The following is a 15,761-nucleotide window of genomic DNA, read 5'->3' as shown; positions in this document are numbered from 1 at the left end:
TTTCATTTTTTATTCTAAAACGGAATAATCTCCGATACTAATACTTGTAAAATTGCCATCAAACGACGCGTGATTTCCTATCATCGCATTATCTAACTGTGCATTTTTTATGTGCGCGTGGGTTTGAACCAAGCTGTTTTTAATGGTACTGTCAATCACATGCGTTCCTTTTCCTAACGAAACATTTGGACCCACAGTAGCATTCACTAAGATGACATCTTCAGCAATATGACATGGTGGAATGATCGTACTGTTTTCCAATTTTACATTAGCGGCAACTAAATTTTCCACACCGTCTTGGTGCAAGAAATTCAGCATACGCGAATTGGTTTCAACAGTAACGTTTTTGTTTCCACAATCCATCCACTCGTCCACTTTACCGGGCACAAATTTCATGCCTTTTTGCTTCATGTTTTCCAAAGCGTCGGTCAACTGGTACTCACCGCCTTTTACAACGTTATTATCGAGCAGGTATTGTAATTCGGTGCGTAAGGTTTCCCCGGATTGGAAATAATAAATTCCGATAATCGCTAAATCCGAGATAAACTCTTTGGGTTTTTCTACAAAATCCACAATTTGGTTTTGGTCGTTCAATTGTACCACACCAAAAGCACTTGGATCGTCCACTTGTTTTACCCAAATCACGGCATCAGCTGAAGTGTCCAATGAAAAATCGGCACGGAATAAGGTATCGGCATACGCAACAACAATAGGTCCCGACATGCTTTCTTTGGCACACAAAATCGCATGGGCCGTTCCTAAGGCTTCGTTTTGGTAACAAATGGTACCGCGAGCGCCTAGTTTTTCTGCGATAGCAATCAAATCTTCTTCTACTTTTTTGCCAAAATCTTTATGAATGATAAAGGCAATCTCGTCAATTTTTTGATTGATGACTTGCGCGATATCTTCCACCAAACGGTGCACGATGGGTTTTCCAGCGATTGGGATTAACGGTTTCGGTACCGTTAGGGTATGTGGTCGAAGGCGTGATCCGCGTCCGGCCATAGGTACGATAATCTTCATTGTTGTTTTGGTTTTAGGGTTCCAACAAAAAAAATTGTTGAAAATGTGTTATTCAAAATCCTGTTTTTATTTTACTCCGGTACTGCCAAATCCGCCTGCACCGCGTGAAGTTTCTGACAATTCAGTGACTTCAATCCACTCGGCACGTTCGTGTTTAGCAATGACCAATTGGGCAATTCGTTCGCCATTTTCAACCACAAAAGGTTCTTGGGATAAATTTACTAAAATGACCCCAATTTCACCACGGTAATCGGCATCGACTGTTCCAGGCGAATTCAATACGGTAATTCCTTTTTTGGCGGCCAATCCGCTACGGGGACGAACTTGGGCTTCGTAACCAACGGGTAATTCTATAAACAAACCCGTTTTGATGATGGCGCGACCTAACGGTTGTAAAGTAACAGGCTCATCCAATTGTGCACGCAAGTCCATTCCTGCCGAGGCTAGTGTTTCATAAGCAGGCAAATCGTGCGAAGACGTATTGATAATCTTAATTTTCATAGTTTTTATTTTCTGCGAAGAATACGCATTAGCGTCTCTTTTTCACTTTTATAAATAAACGATAAAAATACTAGTAATAAAAGTACTTTGATGGGATAATTATCACGAATATAATCCACATAAAAAGCCAATACAGAGAAGCCAACCGAGAGTCCGAGATAACTGAAAATACGGTTGAAATCATACGGTATAGGATATTTCTTTTTTCCTAAATGATAGGAAATAATCATCATGCTTCCGTAGGCCGCAATAGTAGCAATGGCCGATCCGTAATAGCTGTATTTCGGAATTAAGAGATAATTCAGGGCCAAGGTTACGAATGCACCCACAAAGGAAATATAGGCGCCAATTAAGGTCTTATCAATTAATTTATACCAAACGGAGAGATTCGTATAAATCCCCAAAAAGAAATTGGCAAACACGATTAAGGGAACGACTTTAATGGCCACCCAATAAGCTTCATTGGGCACTAAAGGTTGTTTGAGCAAATCGATAAAAGCGACAACAAACAACGAGATAAAGGAACCAAAAATCACAAAATACTTGGTAATAGTTGCATACGTTTGGGGTGCATTTTCATTTCCCGCATGGGAGAAAAAGAAAGGTTCGATCCCCAAGGAATAGGCCGTACGAAACAGCACCATGAACATCCCAATTTTATAACAAGCCGAATAAGCTCCGATATCCGCTAAGGGTACGTGAAACCAATCCAACAAGATTTTATCAAAATGTTCGTTGATGGCAAATGCAATTCCGGCCAATAAAACCGGGTAGCCGTAACGCATCATTTGTTTCCAAAGGGCGTAATCAAATTTCCAAGAAATGGAAGTGTAATTGGGTAGTAAAACTAAAAACGTAGCCAAACTTGCCGCTAAATTGGCAATAAAAATATAGCCAATCTGAAAGTCAGGGAAATAGATCGTATTTAAAAATCCATCGGGATTATTTTTGGCTAAATTGGGGAGAAAAGCCAGAAAAAATATACTTAAGACAATTTGCAGGCTTACGTTTCCAATCTTAATGGCCGCATATTTCATCGGTTTTCTTTCGGCCCGAAGCTTTGAAAAGGGAATAATAGCTAAAGCATCAAAAGCCGTAATCCAAATTGCATAAGTGATGAATTCTACTGCAAAGCCACTTTTGTGAGCCAACGTATTTCGAAATAATAAAGCGAGAACTAAAAACCCAAGTGTGGACCAAAACAAAGAAATAGTACTTGTTGAAATCACCTTGCTTTTGTCTTCTTCTTTATTGAAAAACCGGAAAAAAGCCGTTTCCATTCCATAGGAAAGAAAGACATTAAAAAAAACGAGATACGAAAAGATAACCGATACAATACCCATCTGACTTTTATCTTTCAAATAGTAGATATAAAGTGGATTGAGTAAGAAGCTAATGATACGAGGCAAAACGGTTGCCATTCCGTATATCAGGGTTTGTTTGAAGAGATTCTTGTAAAGACTCAAAGGTTCTGAATTTTCAACAAAAATAACGATAAATAACATGCAAAAAAAAAGAGTCGACTGGTGCCGACTCTTTTTTTATTTTGGAATTATAATTAGCCTTTCAATGCTTCGGCTCCACCAACAATCTCAAGGATTTCGTTGGTAATGGCAGCCTGACGGGCTTTATTGTACGTTAATTTCAACTGGTTACGTAACTCAGTTGCATTATCGGTTGCTTTGTGCATTGCTGTCATACGTGCACCGTGCTCAGCAGCAAAGGAATCACGAATGGCTTTGTACAATTGCGTTTTTAATGATTTTGGAATTAATGTCAATACAATTTCCTCTTTTGTTGGTTCGAAGATGTAATCCGCACTGGCAGATTGTACCGATTCACCTGAAACCAACGGAAGGAATTGTTCTGTTTTGATAATTTGAGTCGCAGCGTTTTTGAATTGGTTGTATACTAATTCAATTTTATCAAACTCACCTGCCTCAAACTTGTGCATTAATTCTTGTGCGATTTCCGCAGCATTGTCAAACGATAAGTTATCAAAGATTGCTGTGTTTTCGCCGGCAATGGTATTGGTTTTACGGAAAGCATCGCCCGATTTTTTACCAATGGTATAAATCGTTACTTCTTTGCCTTTGTACGCTTCTTCAAGTGCGCGAACTTGTTTGACCACATTCGCATTGAAGGCTCCACACAAACCACGGTTTGAAGTAATGGCTACGATAAGCACTTTCTTCACTTCGCGTTGTTCAGTAAAGCTTCCACCCAAGTCACCTTCGATGGTCGAACTCAAGTTTTGAAGTAATTCCGTTAATTTTTCGGCATAAGGACGCATGGCCGTAATTGCATCTTGCGCTTTTTTCAATTTAGCGGCAGATACCATTTTCATCGCCGATGTAATTTGCATCGTCGATTGTACCGAACTAATCCTGCTACGAATTTCCTTTAAGTTTGCCATTTTTATATCGTAATTAGTAATTAGTGACTAGTGATTAGCTAATTACTAATCACTAGTTACTGTTCACTTTATATTAATATTTTGCTGCGATTTCTTTAGCTGCTTTTTCCAATACATCGGTGATCGTATCATCGAATTTACCGGCTTTTAAAGCATTCAAGGTATCACGGTGTTTGTTGTTCAAGTATTCTAAGAAGTCTCTTTCGAATTCTTTCACTTTGTTTACGGGAACGTTACGCAACAAGTTTTTAGAACCTGCATAGATGATAGCTACTTGATTTTCAACTGTAAATGGATCATTTACCGATTGTTTCAAGATTTCTACGTTACGTTTACCTTTTTCGATTACGTTCAAAGTCGCAGCATCCAAATCAGAACCAAACTTAGCAAACGCTTCTAATTCGCGGTATTGCGCTTGGTCAAGTTTTAAGGTACCTGATACTTTTTTCATCGATTTGATTTGCGCGTTACCTCCTACACGAGATACGGAGATACCTACGTTAATCGCTGGACGAACCCCAGAGTTGAACAAGTCAGATTCCAAGAAAATCTGTCCGTCTGTAATCGAAATTACGTTGGTTGGGATATACGCAGAAACGTCACCAGCTTGAGTTTCGATAATTGGTAAAGCTGTTAATGAACCGCCCCCTTTAACGATTGATTTCAACGATTCTGGTAAATCGTTCATGTTTTTAGCGATATCGTCATCCGCGATCACCTTAGCTGCTCTTTCTAACAAACGAGAGTGTAAGTAGAAAACGTCTCCAGGATAAGCTTCACGCCCTGGTGGTCTTCTTAACAACAAAGACACCTCACGGTAAGCTACCGCTTGTTTAGACAAATCATCATATACGATTAAAGCGGGACGACCTGTATCACGGAAGTACTCACCGATAGCAGCACCTGCCATAGGAGCATATACTTGCATTGGAGCAGGGTCAGAAGCATTAGCGGCTACGATTGTAGTATACGCCAAAGCACCTTTTTCTTCTAAGGTTTTAGCAATACCTGCTACCGTTGACGCTTTTTGACCTACTGCCACGTAGATACAATATACAGGTTGACCTGCGTCATAAAATTCTTTTTGATTTAAGATGGTATCGATACAAACGGTAGTTTTACCTGTTTGACGGTCACCGATAACCAACTCACGTTGTCCTCTACCTACTGGAATCATCGCGTCTACCGCTTTGATACCTGTCTGTAACGGCTCATTTACAGGCTGACGGAAGATTACTCCAGGCGCCTTTCTTTCTAATGGCATTTCATACAACTCACCTGAGATTGGACCTTTACCATCGATTGGGTTACCTAAAGTATCTACTACACGACCTACGATTCCTTCTCCTACTTTCAAAGAAGCAATACGTTGTGTTCTTTTTACGGTAGAACCTTCTTTGATACCCGTTGACGGACCTAAAAGTACCACCCCAACGTTATCTTCCTCAAGGTTCAATACGATCGCTTCAAGACCGTTATCAAATTGCACTAACTCACCGTATTGTGCATTTGACAAACCGTATACACGAGCGATACCATCACCCACTTCTAGTACGGTTCCTACTTCTTCAAGAGAAGCACCCGATTCAAAACCGGTTAGTTGTTTTTTAAGGATTGCTGAAATTTCAGCAGCTTTAATTTCTGCCATTGTAATATATCTTTAATGATGTATTAGTTACTAAACTCTCTCTTCAATTCATTCAATCTGCTGGAAACAGAGGCGTTGTATTGCATATCTCCAATGCGAAGTACAAATCCACCAATAATTGACGGATCGACAATGTTCTCCACAGTAATTTTTTTAGTTGACAACTCAGCGATTTTGGTCATAATTTTTGACTCTAATTCTGGAGTCATTGGAATCGCAGTTGTTACTTTGGCAATTTCTACCCCAATACTTTCATCATAAAGACGGCCGTATTGTTTAGCAATATCACCTAAGATTTCATATCGTTTATTCGCAAACAACAATTGAAACAAACTTTTGGTTTCCGCTTGTGCGCTTGCAAAAATTTCGTTTAAAGCATTTTTCTTCGCTTCTAAACGCACTACAGGGCTGGTTAAAAACACCTGTAATTCGTGGCTTTCTGCTAAGGCAGCCAATACCGACTTCATGTCGTGATTAACTGCTTCCGATTTTCCAGAAGCTGAAGCAATGTCTAAAATCGCTTTGGCGTAACGAATCGCTGCTCTTGACATATTCGATTAGTTTAATTTAGCGTCACCTAACATTTTCTCAACCAATTTCGCTTGAGCTTCTTTGTTAGATAATTCATCTTTTAACAATTTTTCGGCAATTTCTAAAGAAAGAGCAGAAACTTGGTTTTTCAAATCGGCCATCGCAGCATTTTTCTCGCTTTCGATTGCAGCTTTCGCTTGCTCGATCATTTTTTCACCTTGAATTTGCGCTTCAGCTTTAGCATCGTTAATCATTTTTTCTTTGATTTCACGTGCTTCTTTCATCATAGCATCGCGCTCTGCACGTGCTTCTGCTGCCAATTTCTCGTTATTAGACATTAGGTTTTCCATGTCTTTACGAGCTTGTTCTGCCGATTGCAAAGCATTTTTGATTCCTTCTTCGCGCTCATTAACGGCATCCAAGATAGGTTTCCAAGCGAATTTTTTCAATAACAGAATCAATCCTACAAAAATGAGAACCTGCCAGAAAAATAAACCGAATTCAAACTGATTAATTAATTTATCCATGAGATATATCTAAATAATTTCTGTTAAACATAAGGAAACAACAGTCATAACCAACCGTTACAACTGTTGTTGTTGTTTTTTGATTAAGCAGCAAATAAAGCAGCGAAACCAATACCTTCAATAAGTGCCGCAGCGATCAACATCGCTGTTTGGATTTTACCTGAAGCTTCTGGCTGACGCGCAATAGCTTCCATAGCAGAACCACCGATTTTACCGATACCTAAACCAGCACCGATTACGATCAAACCTGCACCTACAATGTTTGGAATAGTCATAATGTTTGTATATTAAATTAAACAAATACTTTTTTAGTGATGTGCCTCTTCATGGTGGTGCTCCTCATTCGCAGAACCAAAATAAAGTGCGGTTAACATCGTGAAAATATACGCCTGTAAAAAGGCAACTAATATTTCTAAAATGGATAAAACAAAAGCCAATCCAAATGATAATGGACTTCCAATCCAGCTTTTGAAAATAAACATTAAACCAATAATGCTCATGATTACAATGTGACCCGCAAATATGTTAGCATACAAACGAATCATTAATGAGAAAGGTTTAATGAAAACCCCTAACAATTCAATTGGAGCCAAAACAATACGCATTAAATAAGGTACACCTGGCATCCAAAAAATATGTCCCCAGTAGTTTTTATTTGCAGTAAGGTTTGTAATTAAAAACGTCAAAATCGCTAATGAAAATGTAATAGTCAAATTACCTGTTACATTTACCCCTAGCGGAGTTAATCCAAATAAATTCAAGAATAAAATAAAGAAAAAGATAGTCAACAAGTAACTCATGTATTTCTTATAATTCTTCTCTCCAATATTTGGGATAGCAATTTCATCGCGAATAAAAACCACTAAAGGTTCAAAAATGCGTACCATTCCTTTTGGAATTCCACCATTCTTTGCATATGATTTTGCTAAACGAGTGAAAAGGAAAAACATTAAAATGGCAGTGATAATAATGAACAATACACTTTTTGTAATCGATAAATCTATTGGGTGTACATTCGTTGGGTGTCCAGATTTTTCATCTTCAGTAAGTGTACCCGATGCATCTGTACGATAAATTTTTCCATCATGATGGCTTAAAACGTAATATTTACCATTTGATTCAACCACTCCGTTTTCAGCATGATGAAATTCAGCAGATGAAAACATATGCAATTCTCCATCCCATAAAATCACAGGTAATGGAAAACCAAAATGCTTCCCTTCTTTATCATCAGCAAATAAAGTGAAATCGTGCGAATCTAAAACGTGATGATTGATGTGGCTTTTGATTTCACTGCGAATATCTCCCGTTTCATGGCCTTCGCCATGACCTTCTTCACCAGCAGGAGCAACAGCTTCTGTAGCATGTGTTGAAGTGGCTTCACCATGATTTTCGTTTGCTATAGAAAGTAATGGCATCAAAGCCAATAAAGCAGCTACAATTAAGTGGCTTGGTTTTCTAGAAATCACCATTTTTGATTACGTAATTTTAAGGTTTCCAAAATTTGGTGCAAAGGTACATCTTTTAGAAAAAAAACAATAGGATTACGATTGTTTTTTGAATTTTTCGTTAAAAAATCACTTTTCAAGCTTTTTATTCAACAATTGGATGGTCAAAATAGTCTCAATAACAAGAAAAAAGACAAAAATTCCGTAAAAATTGATTTTCTCAAAGGCGTTGTTTTCGTCACTTAAAAACAGCTTTTTTACAAAAAAAGCAATCCCCATTTTGGTTGAAGTCAAAATTAAGAACGTCATGCCGACATTATCAAAGCTTTTTTTCTTCATGATGACCACAACAGAAAGTATAATTATAGACAAAAAACTAAAAATGATAAATAAGAGTTCAATAGGAATCTGTAACTCTATTTTTGGGAAAGCAAAAGGAAGTACAAAAAGGGCTTTGTTTATACCATATCCTAAAATAGATAAGCATAAAACGTACGTTAAGGTTTTGCGAAGTTCAGGATTCATTTTTGTCAATTTCTTTCACTTGGCGCAGCACGTTGTACATCGCAACGAATACGCCCAAAACGGTAATTCCTTTGGTATACCAATTGTTGGAATTGGGATATTTACCGTCCAACCATTGTCCCAATAAAGAAAATAGGAAAATAATAATTCCCATTTGGATGGGAATATTGATGAGTGCCAGCCAGCGGTTAGGCTGTTTTTTCGGTGACGGCGTCATTGGGTTGAAGGTTTTTTACATTGGGCTTCATCACACAAGTTGCTGTAAATTCAGCGCCCGGTTCCACCGCTAATTTTCCACACATCACTTCGCCTTTAATCACTGCTTTGGCTTTTAAATTCAATAATTCGGTAACTTGAATTTTACCTTCGTATTTCCCTTCAATATCACAGTTTTTACAAATGATATCACCCGTAACACTGCCTGCAGGTCCGATCACTAATTTTCCTTTGGTTTCAAAATTACCCACCAAATGTCCGTCTAAGCGAAAATCGGCAGGAGAAACGATGTTTCCGTGTATGGTAGTTCCTTCAACAATTCGGTTGGTCTTTCCTAAAAGATCCGTATACGATTTGGTTTTTTTCTCAAACATAAGCCTTACTTTTTAGGGGAATAACCTGGGGCCGGTGGCAACGAATTCATCGGTGAATTGTCATTGCTTTTGGGCGAATTACTTGGAGTTGGGTTTCCACCCGATTTTGAGCCTTTTGGATCAACAGCATTCGTTGAAGCACCTTGAATTGTTGGGGCTGCTGGATCTTCCGCAAACAATTCGTCTTTGGTTACTGTCCCTTTGTTTTTTCCTTGTTCAACAACTTTTGGGGCTTCTTTTTCAATCTCTAGATTACGCTGTACAGGAACGATGGGCTTATTCAACCAATCGCCACTTACGTAGTCTTCAAAATTTTTCATCACTTGAACCACTTTATAGTTTTCACTGGATAAGATGTAGTACGGTTCTGAGATTTTGTATTCTTTAAAGTCTTTTAAAACTTGACCAATTCCTTTGGCATTGTCCAAATTCTTGATGCCGTGTATAACGATAAAATTGCGATTCATCGTGTAAATATCGTTGGAAAGTGTCATCTTCTCAATGGTGCGTTCTTTTACAAACTTCTCCAATTTTGCCATCAATTTTTTGGCCGCTTCGGTTTCAGGAAATGCAATAGGATAAACGATTTTCCAAGAAGTTGTGGGCTCTGAATTGAACGACAACGACTCTAAATAAGGTAATTTCTTTTGAATAAATTGCTCCGTTGCTTTCCCTTCTTCTGAATTCGGATAGGTCAGTGCCACATAATTCAATGCCTTTTTATATTCGGCCAAACCAATTAATTTCCCTTGTAATTGTGCTTTTAGCAATTCAAATTTGGGTAACATTTCCTCTCCCGTAAACTGCTCAATAGCTTGATTGGTTTTGGGCAATAATTCGCGGTATTTCCCTGCTTCAAATTCTTTGTAAAACGCATCATACGTGGCTTCAGGAGAAGAAGCAATCGCGTCATCGGCTGTTTTTCCTAACAAAATTTGAGCGTATCGAGAATCGGGATACTCTGAAATAATACGGGACTTCATGGCCGCTGCTTTGGACGGTTCAATGATTTCGTAAATCTTGTATAAGTTGTACAAACTTGGCAGTACCAAGCGCTCCTCCGGATTGTTTTTGAGGAGTTGTTCCAACTTGTCCGAAGCGCGTTTGTATTCTTTAAATTTCTCTTTGTAAATCACCCCCAACTGGTAATAGGCAAAATTGCGTTCTTTGGCTAAGCTGTCCAAGACTTTGGCATCTGTTGGCAATTGTTTGATATAAAAAGCCGTGGTATGTTGTGGATTAACCGTTTTTGTATCGTCTTTTTCGGGGTTATCAGCAGTATCATTTTCTGGGTCATCCGAAGCATTGGCGCCTTTTGTGGTATTCCCTTTGGACCAACGCCAATTTTCACCATAGGCTCGTTTCCCCCATTTTTTGGTAAATTCTAATTTACCCATTTCAACGGTTGTTGCGTTATAGAAGTAAAAAGAACTCGATTCCAAGCTCGAACTTACAGGAGCAATGACTGTTTTCTTGCCTTCTGCAGTTCCCTGTTTCATGTCTTTTCCTTGTTCTTCATTCGCAGCAATGGCGGCTTTTTCTTTCGCCAATTTCTCCATCATCGCCTTCATCTCCGCTTCCTGCTTTTTCAAATTGTCAATGTGTTTTTGGAAAAAAGCTTCACGGGCTTCGGGTGACATGGCCGCCAATTTTAAAATACTGTCGTTGCGTTGGGCTATCCCTTCAAACTTGATGACATCTTTTAAATTGTCTTTCTTTTTCGTTATTAAACGGAACTCCCGTGTACGCGGATTCAGGACGGTCAACGTGCTGTCGTAATACTTTCCTGCCGTCACATATTTGGCATCATTAAAATAAATCTCCCCCAAATTGCGGTAATTGGATGCAATCAAATATTGATCTTGGGGTTTGGATTTCAAGGATTTATTATAAAACTTTTTAGCCTGCTCGGGTTTATTTACTTTATCGTAAAACAATCCCATTTGATGGTTTAACACATCCAAATACGGACGATTTTCTCTGTCTTTCAATAAATCATTGAATTTCTCCAAAAACGCAATCGTATCTCCTTTTTTGGGATTGAATTGTTTGGCTTGACGCGCATGAGCTTGAATTACATATTGACGCGCCGCTTTGCGATTCATATCGATTACTTGTTGGTACATCACATTGGCGCTATCCAATTGACCGCGCTCTTCATACAACTGTCCCGTAATAAAACGGTAGCGGGCTTTTTCTTCATTAAGTTCCGTGAAATCAATCGCGATACGCAATTTAGCAATGGCACTATCCGTCTCTTTTAAATTGATAAACGCTTGGGCTAAAGTGGCATTGGCATCCGCAAAAACTTGGTCTTTGAACTTGATTTCTTTCAAAAGTTTGCGCAAGTTATTGACCGCCATTTCGTCGTTTTCCAAACGCATGTTGGTCTTTTCCCGCCAAATTTTTACCAAATTGATTTTATCACTTTGTGGGTATTTGTATAACACATAATTGAATGCCTCCAAAGCCGGAACAAACCGCTGTTCGTAATACCGCGCCTGACCCAACATTAAATGCGCTTCATCCATTTGCGGATTGCGTTCAGAGCCGTCAATGTTCATGGAGTGTTTCTGAATCGCTTTGGTCGCTTTGGTTTCCGCACGCTCAAAATTAGGGTTCTTCGTTTCGCCCGGAAGCATTTTATCTTCCGTAACTTGCATGCGTTCTACCGGCAAAATTTCCCAGAAATTATCCTTGTATTGCGAACGCAAGTCCACTACACCTTGGTTCAAAGAATTTCCTCCATTGTACAAAATATTGTATTTCGTACTTAATCGGTGGTTTTGACGGTGAATAAAGGTATCCTTCTTAGTCGAACAAGCGACCAAAAAAGCAGCTATTCCAAGGAAAAATATATAGGTTTTGGTTGTGGTTTTCAATGCAAAAACGTTTTTGTAACTAACTGCAGAATGGCGCTTTTAGTATATATAACGGGTAAAAATACGCTTCTTTTTGTAAAGTGAAAAAAAATACGCGGTTTTTTAAAACGAAACTACCCCAAAAGCCTTCACTTTCAGGGTAGTTATCCATTCGCTTTTTGATTATTTATACGGCAAAAAATTCTTCCAATTCTTTTAAGGTTTCTGGAGATGTTTGGATGTCTTTCACTACTTCACCCAAATGCAACGCCACAATGCGGTTACAAACCTCAACGGTATGGACCAAGTCGTGACTCGACACCAACACAGTTACATTAGGATCTTCCGCCAATTCTTTAATAATTTTTTTCAAACGATTCACCGTTGTGGGGTCCAAATTGGCAAAAGGTTCGTCCAAAATGATTACTTCCGGATTGCCAATTAACGTGGCAATGATGCCGACTTTCTTTTGGTTTCCTTTCGATAAATCGCGCAAATATTTCTTCTTATTTAAAATTTCACCATTGAAAAAATCTTCATGCTTCGCCAATAAAGCATCCACATCCGCTTTATTTTGACCACGCAATTCGCCAATGAAATAAAAATATTCTTCCGCGGTTAAATACCCAATTAAAAAACTTTCATCTAAGAAAGCAGCCGTCGTCGGTTTCCAAGCCTCGCTGGTATTCACTTGAATACCATTGTTTTTCACATAACCCGAACTTGGCTGAATCAAATCGAGTAACAAACTGAAGAACGTGGTTTTTCCCGCTCCGTTATTTCCCACCAAACCAAAACTTTGGCCTTTTGGGATATCTAAATTCGTAATGTCTAATACTTTTACGCCATTTGCGTACATCTTGGTCAATTGTTGAACTTGTATCATGAGGTAAGAAGTTTAATCGTTATGCTTTTTGTTTATAAGCCGCAATCGTTGCGTACTTTTCTGTTTTATAAATGCGTTCAATTCTAGTAAATACTTTGTCACGGAAGGCGAAGCCTAAAATTCCGGCTGCCAAGACTAAAAGTACGCCCAAATCGGAAGAATGCGTGTAATACCCAATCGAATACAACACCATTGGTAACAACATTTTGGGCAGCGAAATCAGCATGGTTTTGGCATTGAACGCTTGTTTGTTGCCAAAAGCTTGCTTGCTCGTTGTTAGATCAATCGGCGTTTTGACAAATGCCCCGCCCAATAAAACCAAATGCGCGTTGAAGCCCATATTGAATACAGCACCTACCAAAATCATTTTATATACATCCCATCCAAAATACAAATAGAAGGAAGCGACAATCGTAGAAACAAACGTAGCAATCACCATCAACCACCATTTCGACATCAAATAATCACGGTATTGGATGTTCTGACTCATCATCAACGGATAGTAAGCGCTGTCCCAACTTGGCACAAACTGCCCAAAGGTGAACAAGAATCCGCCCGTACAGAAGATAGCGGCAAACATTTGAAACGCGGGCGCTTTGTAGGCTTCAATTGAATTCGTGTAAAACAATAACCCATACGCAATAAACAACACGCTCATTATGATTGTTGTGCGCGAACGTTTGTTGCGTTTCAACAGGCGCAGGTCGTTTTTCAAAAACGTACCTAACGTACCAAATTGGTTGAGCCATGAGAAATCTTCGGTTTTGGCAATTTCCGATTTCGAAGCCAATTTTTCATCCAAATGCATTTCATGATAGAAAAAGCGGAACGTTGCCCAATACAACAGCGCCAAAACCGCCAAAGGAATCACCACCAAATACGGTTGATCAAACAAGGCTTGAAAGAACGGTGCCGTCCATTGGGTCAAATCAAAATACCCGTAATATTGCGCTACGGCCGACCCTAAAACCAAGGCCGCAACAGGATAAAAAACCGCATCTTTATTATTAATCAATACATTTACAAAGTTATTGACGTAAATCAACGCCCACATCGCCAGCCACCAACTCAATGCCGACAACGGTGCTTCGCCTTTGTACAACATCATAATCGTAAACGGCAAAAAGAAAAAGGCATGCAAAACATTAAAAAACGAAAAGAAAGTTTTCCCCAATAAAAAGTGAACAACCGTACTTTTCTTCATCGGCAAAATCATCATCGGTCGAATATTCATCACCGGCATTTTCTGCAGAAAATAACGGATGAATAAATCCAATACCAAATAATAAATTAGGGCACGATTGATAGTTTGCACCGGATTATATCCTTGTTCTTTCAAAATAGGATACACCGCCAAACCCATAATGAGAAAGCACCCAATAAAGTAAAGGGCTCCAATTCCCATCAAAATCTTTAAGGCTAAATTGGTTTGGAACGAGGCCGAACGGCTAAACGATTTCCATTCCAAAGAGAGAAAACGACGAATCATGGTTTGTTAGGTTTTTCAGAATTAGTTTACAAGTTTCTTGTTTTGTTACAACTTGGGCGGTCCGGCAGATCAAATTTTCTGCTTCTATCTTGCACCAAGCTGCCGTCGGGCTTTCCGTTTCAAGTCCGCACTCGTTCCTCGCTTGCGGGCTTTCCACTGCAATCCCTACCGCGGGGTAACGGGATTGAAAGACGTCGCATTACTTTTGATTGTTATCCATTTGTCTTCCCAGTTTCTCTTCGTACCTTTGCCAAAAAATAATAAAATGTCCACTTTTTATAAACTTGTCATCAAAGAAATCAAACGCGAAACCGCACAAGCCGTTTCTATTGCATTTCAAGTTCCCTCTGAATTACAATCTGCTTACCAATTTGTAGCGGGTCAATATGTGAATTTAAAATTAACCTTAGACGGTCAAGATATCCGTCGAGCCTATTCCATTTGCGCCGCGCCTAAAAGTGGGGAATTGCGCATTGCGGTAAAAGCCGTGAAATACGGTTTGTTCTCGCAATTTGCCAACAAAAATTTAAAAGTTGGCGATGTTTTGGAAGTAGGAACCCCCGAAGGAAAATTTACGTTCGAACCCCAAAGCGACCGTCAACGTAACTATGCAGCGTTTGTAGCCGGCAGCGGAATCACGCCTGCGCTTTCCATTTTAAAATCGGTTTTAGAAAGTGAACCGCAAAGCAGCTTTGTGTTGGTTTACGGAAATAAGTCAGCCGCCGAAACCATTTTTCATGACGAATTGCAACAATTGCTCAACCAATATGTCGGACGTTTCTTTGTACATTATGTATACAGCCAAACCAACGAAAGTGAGTTGTTTGGACGCATTGACAAATCGGTAGTCAACTTTGTTTTAAACAACAAACACAAAGAAAAAGAGTTTGCTAAATTCTATTTGTGCGGCCCAGAGGAAATGATCAACACCGTTTCTGCTACCTTGAAAGAGCACAATGTGCCAGAGAAAAGCATCAAGTTTGAATTGTTCACCACTTCTTCAGAAGGTGGAGCTGCTCCAACCGGTGAAGGCCATACTCAAATTACATTGACCGTTGATGATGAAGAAGCAACTTTTGAAATGAGTCAGAAACAAACCATTTTGGAAGCGGCATTAAAACACGGTATTGATGCGCCGTATTCTTGCCAAGGTGGCATTTGCAGTAGTTGTTTGGCTCGTGTGAAAAAAGGAGCCGCAACGATGAAGAAAAATGCGATTCTAACGGATGGTGAAGTGGCAGAAGGATTAATCTTAACATGTCAAGCGCATCCTACTACACCAGAAATTGTAGTGGATTTTGACGACATCTAAAAAA

Annotated in this window: 16 protein-coding genes; 1 reads left to right on the top strand and 15 read right to left on the bottom strand. The window is 39.2% G+C overall.

Annotation, left to right across the window (positions count from 1 at the left end; all coding sequences use genetic code 11):
* Positions 1-9: 9 nt before the first annotated feature.
* From EQG61_RS02770 to EQG61_RS02700, 15 genes are all read right to left on the bottom strand, one after another.
* Entirely contained in the window at positions 10-1,023 is a 1,014-nt protein-coding gene (locus EQG61_RS02770; protein WP_129460360.1) for a sugar nucleotidyltransferase, read from the bottom strand.
* A gap of 66 nt (positions 1,024-1,089) precedes the next feature.
* Positions 1,090-1,524: a dUTP diphosphatase gene (gene dut, locus EQG61_RS02765; protein ID WP_129460359.1), complete on the bottom strand. Its 435-nt coding sequence runs from the start codon at positions 1,522-1,524 to the stop codon at positions 1,090-1,092.
* A 5-nt stretch (positions 1,525-1,529) separates the two neighbouring features.
* Positions 1,530-2,990 carry a lipopolysaccharide biosynthesis protein gene (locus EQG61_RS02760; protein ID WP_129460358.1) on the bottom strand — a complete coding sequence of 487 codons (1,461 nt, stop codon included), beginning with the start codon at positions 2,988-2,990 and terminating at the stop codon, positions 1,530-1,532.
* 92 nt (positions 2,991-3,082) lie between these two features.
* Positions 3,083-3,940, bottom strand: a complete 858-nt coding sequence (atpG, locus tag EQG61_RS02755; RefSeq protein ID WP_129460357.1) for an ATP synthase F1 subunit gamma — start codon at positions 3,938-3,940, stop codon at positions 3,083-3,085.
* Positions 3,941-4,013: 73 nt separating this feature from the next.
* On the bottom strand, positions 4,014-5,588 hold the full coding sequence (gene atpA / locus EQG61_RS02750; protein WP_129460356.1) for a F0F1 ATP synthase subunit alpha: 1,575 nt from the start codon (positions 5,586-5,588) through the stop codon (positions 4,014-4,016).
* A 23-nt stretch (positions 5,589-5,611) separates the two neighbouring features.
* The gene (gene atpH / locus EQG61_RS02745; protein ID WP_129460355.1) at positions 5,612-6,139 is read right to left on the bottom strand and encodes an ATP synthase F1 subunit delta; all 528 of its coding nucleotides are present in this window, start codon (positions 6,137-6,139) and stop codon (positions 5,612-5,614) included.
* A gap of 6 nt (positions 6,140-6,145) precedes the next feature.
* On the bottom strand, positions 6,146-6,646 hold the full coding sequence (locus tag EQG61_RS02740) for a F0F1 ATP synthase subunit B (RefSeq protein ID WP_129460354.1): 501 nt from the start codon (positions 6,644-6,646) through the stop codon (positions 6,146-6,148).
* Between the two features lie 83 nt (positions 6,647-6,729).
* Positions 6,730-6,921, bottom strand: coding sequence for an ATP synthase F0 subunit C (atpE, locus tag EQG61_RS02735; protein WP_164974874.1), 192 nt, complete (start codon positions 6,919-6,921; stop codon positions 6,730-6,732).
* 33 nt (positions 6,922-6,954) lie between these two features.
* Positions 6,955-8,118, bottom strand: a complete 1,164-nt coding sequence (gene atpB, locus EQG61_RS02730; RefSeq protein WP_129460353.1) for a F0F1 ATP synthase subunit A — start codon at positions 8,116-8,118, stop codon at positions 6,955-6,957.
* A 105-nt stretch (positions 8,119-8,223) separates the two neighbouring features.
* Positions 8,224-8,628 carry a hypothetical protein gene (locus EQG61_RS02725; RefSeq protein WP_129460352.1) on the bottom strand — a complete coding sequence of 135 codons (405 nt, stop codon included), beginning with the start codon at positions 8,626-8,628 and terminating at the stop codon, positions 8,224-8,226.
* Positions 8,609-8,836, bottom strand: a complete 228-nt coding sequence (locus EQG61_RS02720) for an AtpZ/AtpI family protein (RefSeq protein ID WP_129460351.1) — start codon at positions 8,834-8,836, stop codon at positions 8,609-8,611. Before EQG61_RS02720 ends, EQG61_RS02725 begins: the two co-directional genes overlap by 20 nt.
* The gene (locus EQG61_RS02715) at positions 8,808-9,209 is read right to left on the bottom strand and encodes a bactofilin family protein (RefSeq protein ID WP_129460350.1); all 402 of its coding nucleotides are present in this window, start codon (positions 9,207-9,209) and stop codon (positions 8,808-8,810) included. Before EQG61_RS02715 ends, EQG61_RS02720 begins: the two co-directional genes overlap by 29 nt.
* Before the next feature lie 5 nt (positions 9,210-9,214).
* Complete coding sequence (gene porW, locus EQG61_RS02710; protein ID WP_129460349.1) at positions 9,215-12,091, bottom strand: type IX secretion system periplasmic lipoprotein PorW/SprE; 2,877 nt, start codon at positions 12,089-12,091, stop codon at positions 9,215-9,217.
* A 166-nt stretch (positions 12,092-12,257) separates the two neighbouring features.
* A complete protein-coding gene (locus EQG61_RS02705) occupies positions 12,258-12,956 on the bottom strand; it encodes an ABC transporter ATP-binding protein (protein ID WP_129460348.1) in 699 nt (232 codons plus the stop codon).
* Between the two features lie 19 nt (positions 12,957-12,975).
* Entirely contained in the window at positions 12,976-14,445 is a 1,470-nt protein-coding gene (locus tag EQG61_RS02700) for a DUF5687 family protein (protein ID WP_129460347.1), read from the bottom strand.
* 265 nt (positions 14,446-14,710) lie between these two features.
* Here EQG61_RS02700 and EQG61_RS02695 point away from each other — a divergent pair, with 265 nt between their 5' ends.
* Positions 14,711-15,757: a ferredoxin--NADP reductase gene (locus EQG61_RS02695; RefSeq protein ID WP_129460346.1), complete on the top strand. Its 1,047-nt coding sequence runs from the start codon at positions 14,711-14,713 to the stop codon at positions 15,755-15,757.
* The last annotated feature ends 4 nt before the right edge of the window (positions 15,758-15,761 follow it).

Source organism: Flavobacterium stagni, from assembly GCF_004122105.1.
Classification (GTDB): Bacteria; Bacteroidota; Bacteroidia; order Flavobacteriales; family Flavobacteriaceae; genus Flavobacterium; species Flavobacterium stagni.
Note: the sequence above shows the minus strand (reverse complement) of the source record. Positions and strands in the feature narration are given on the sequence as shown.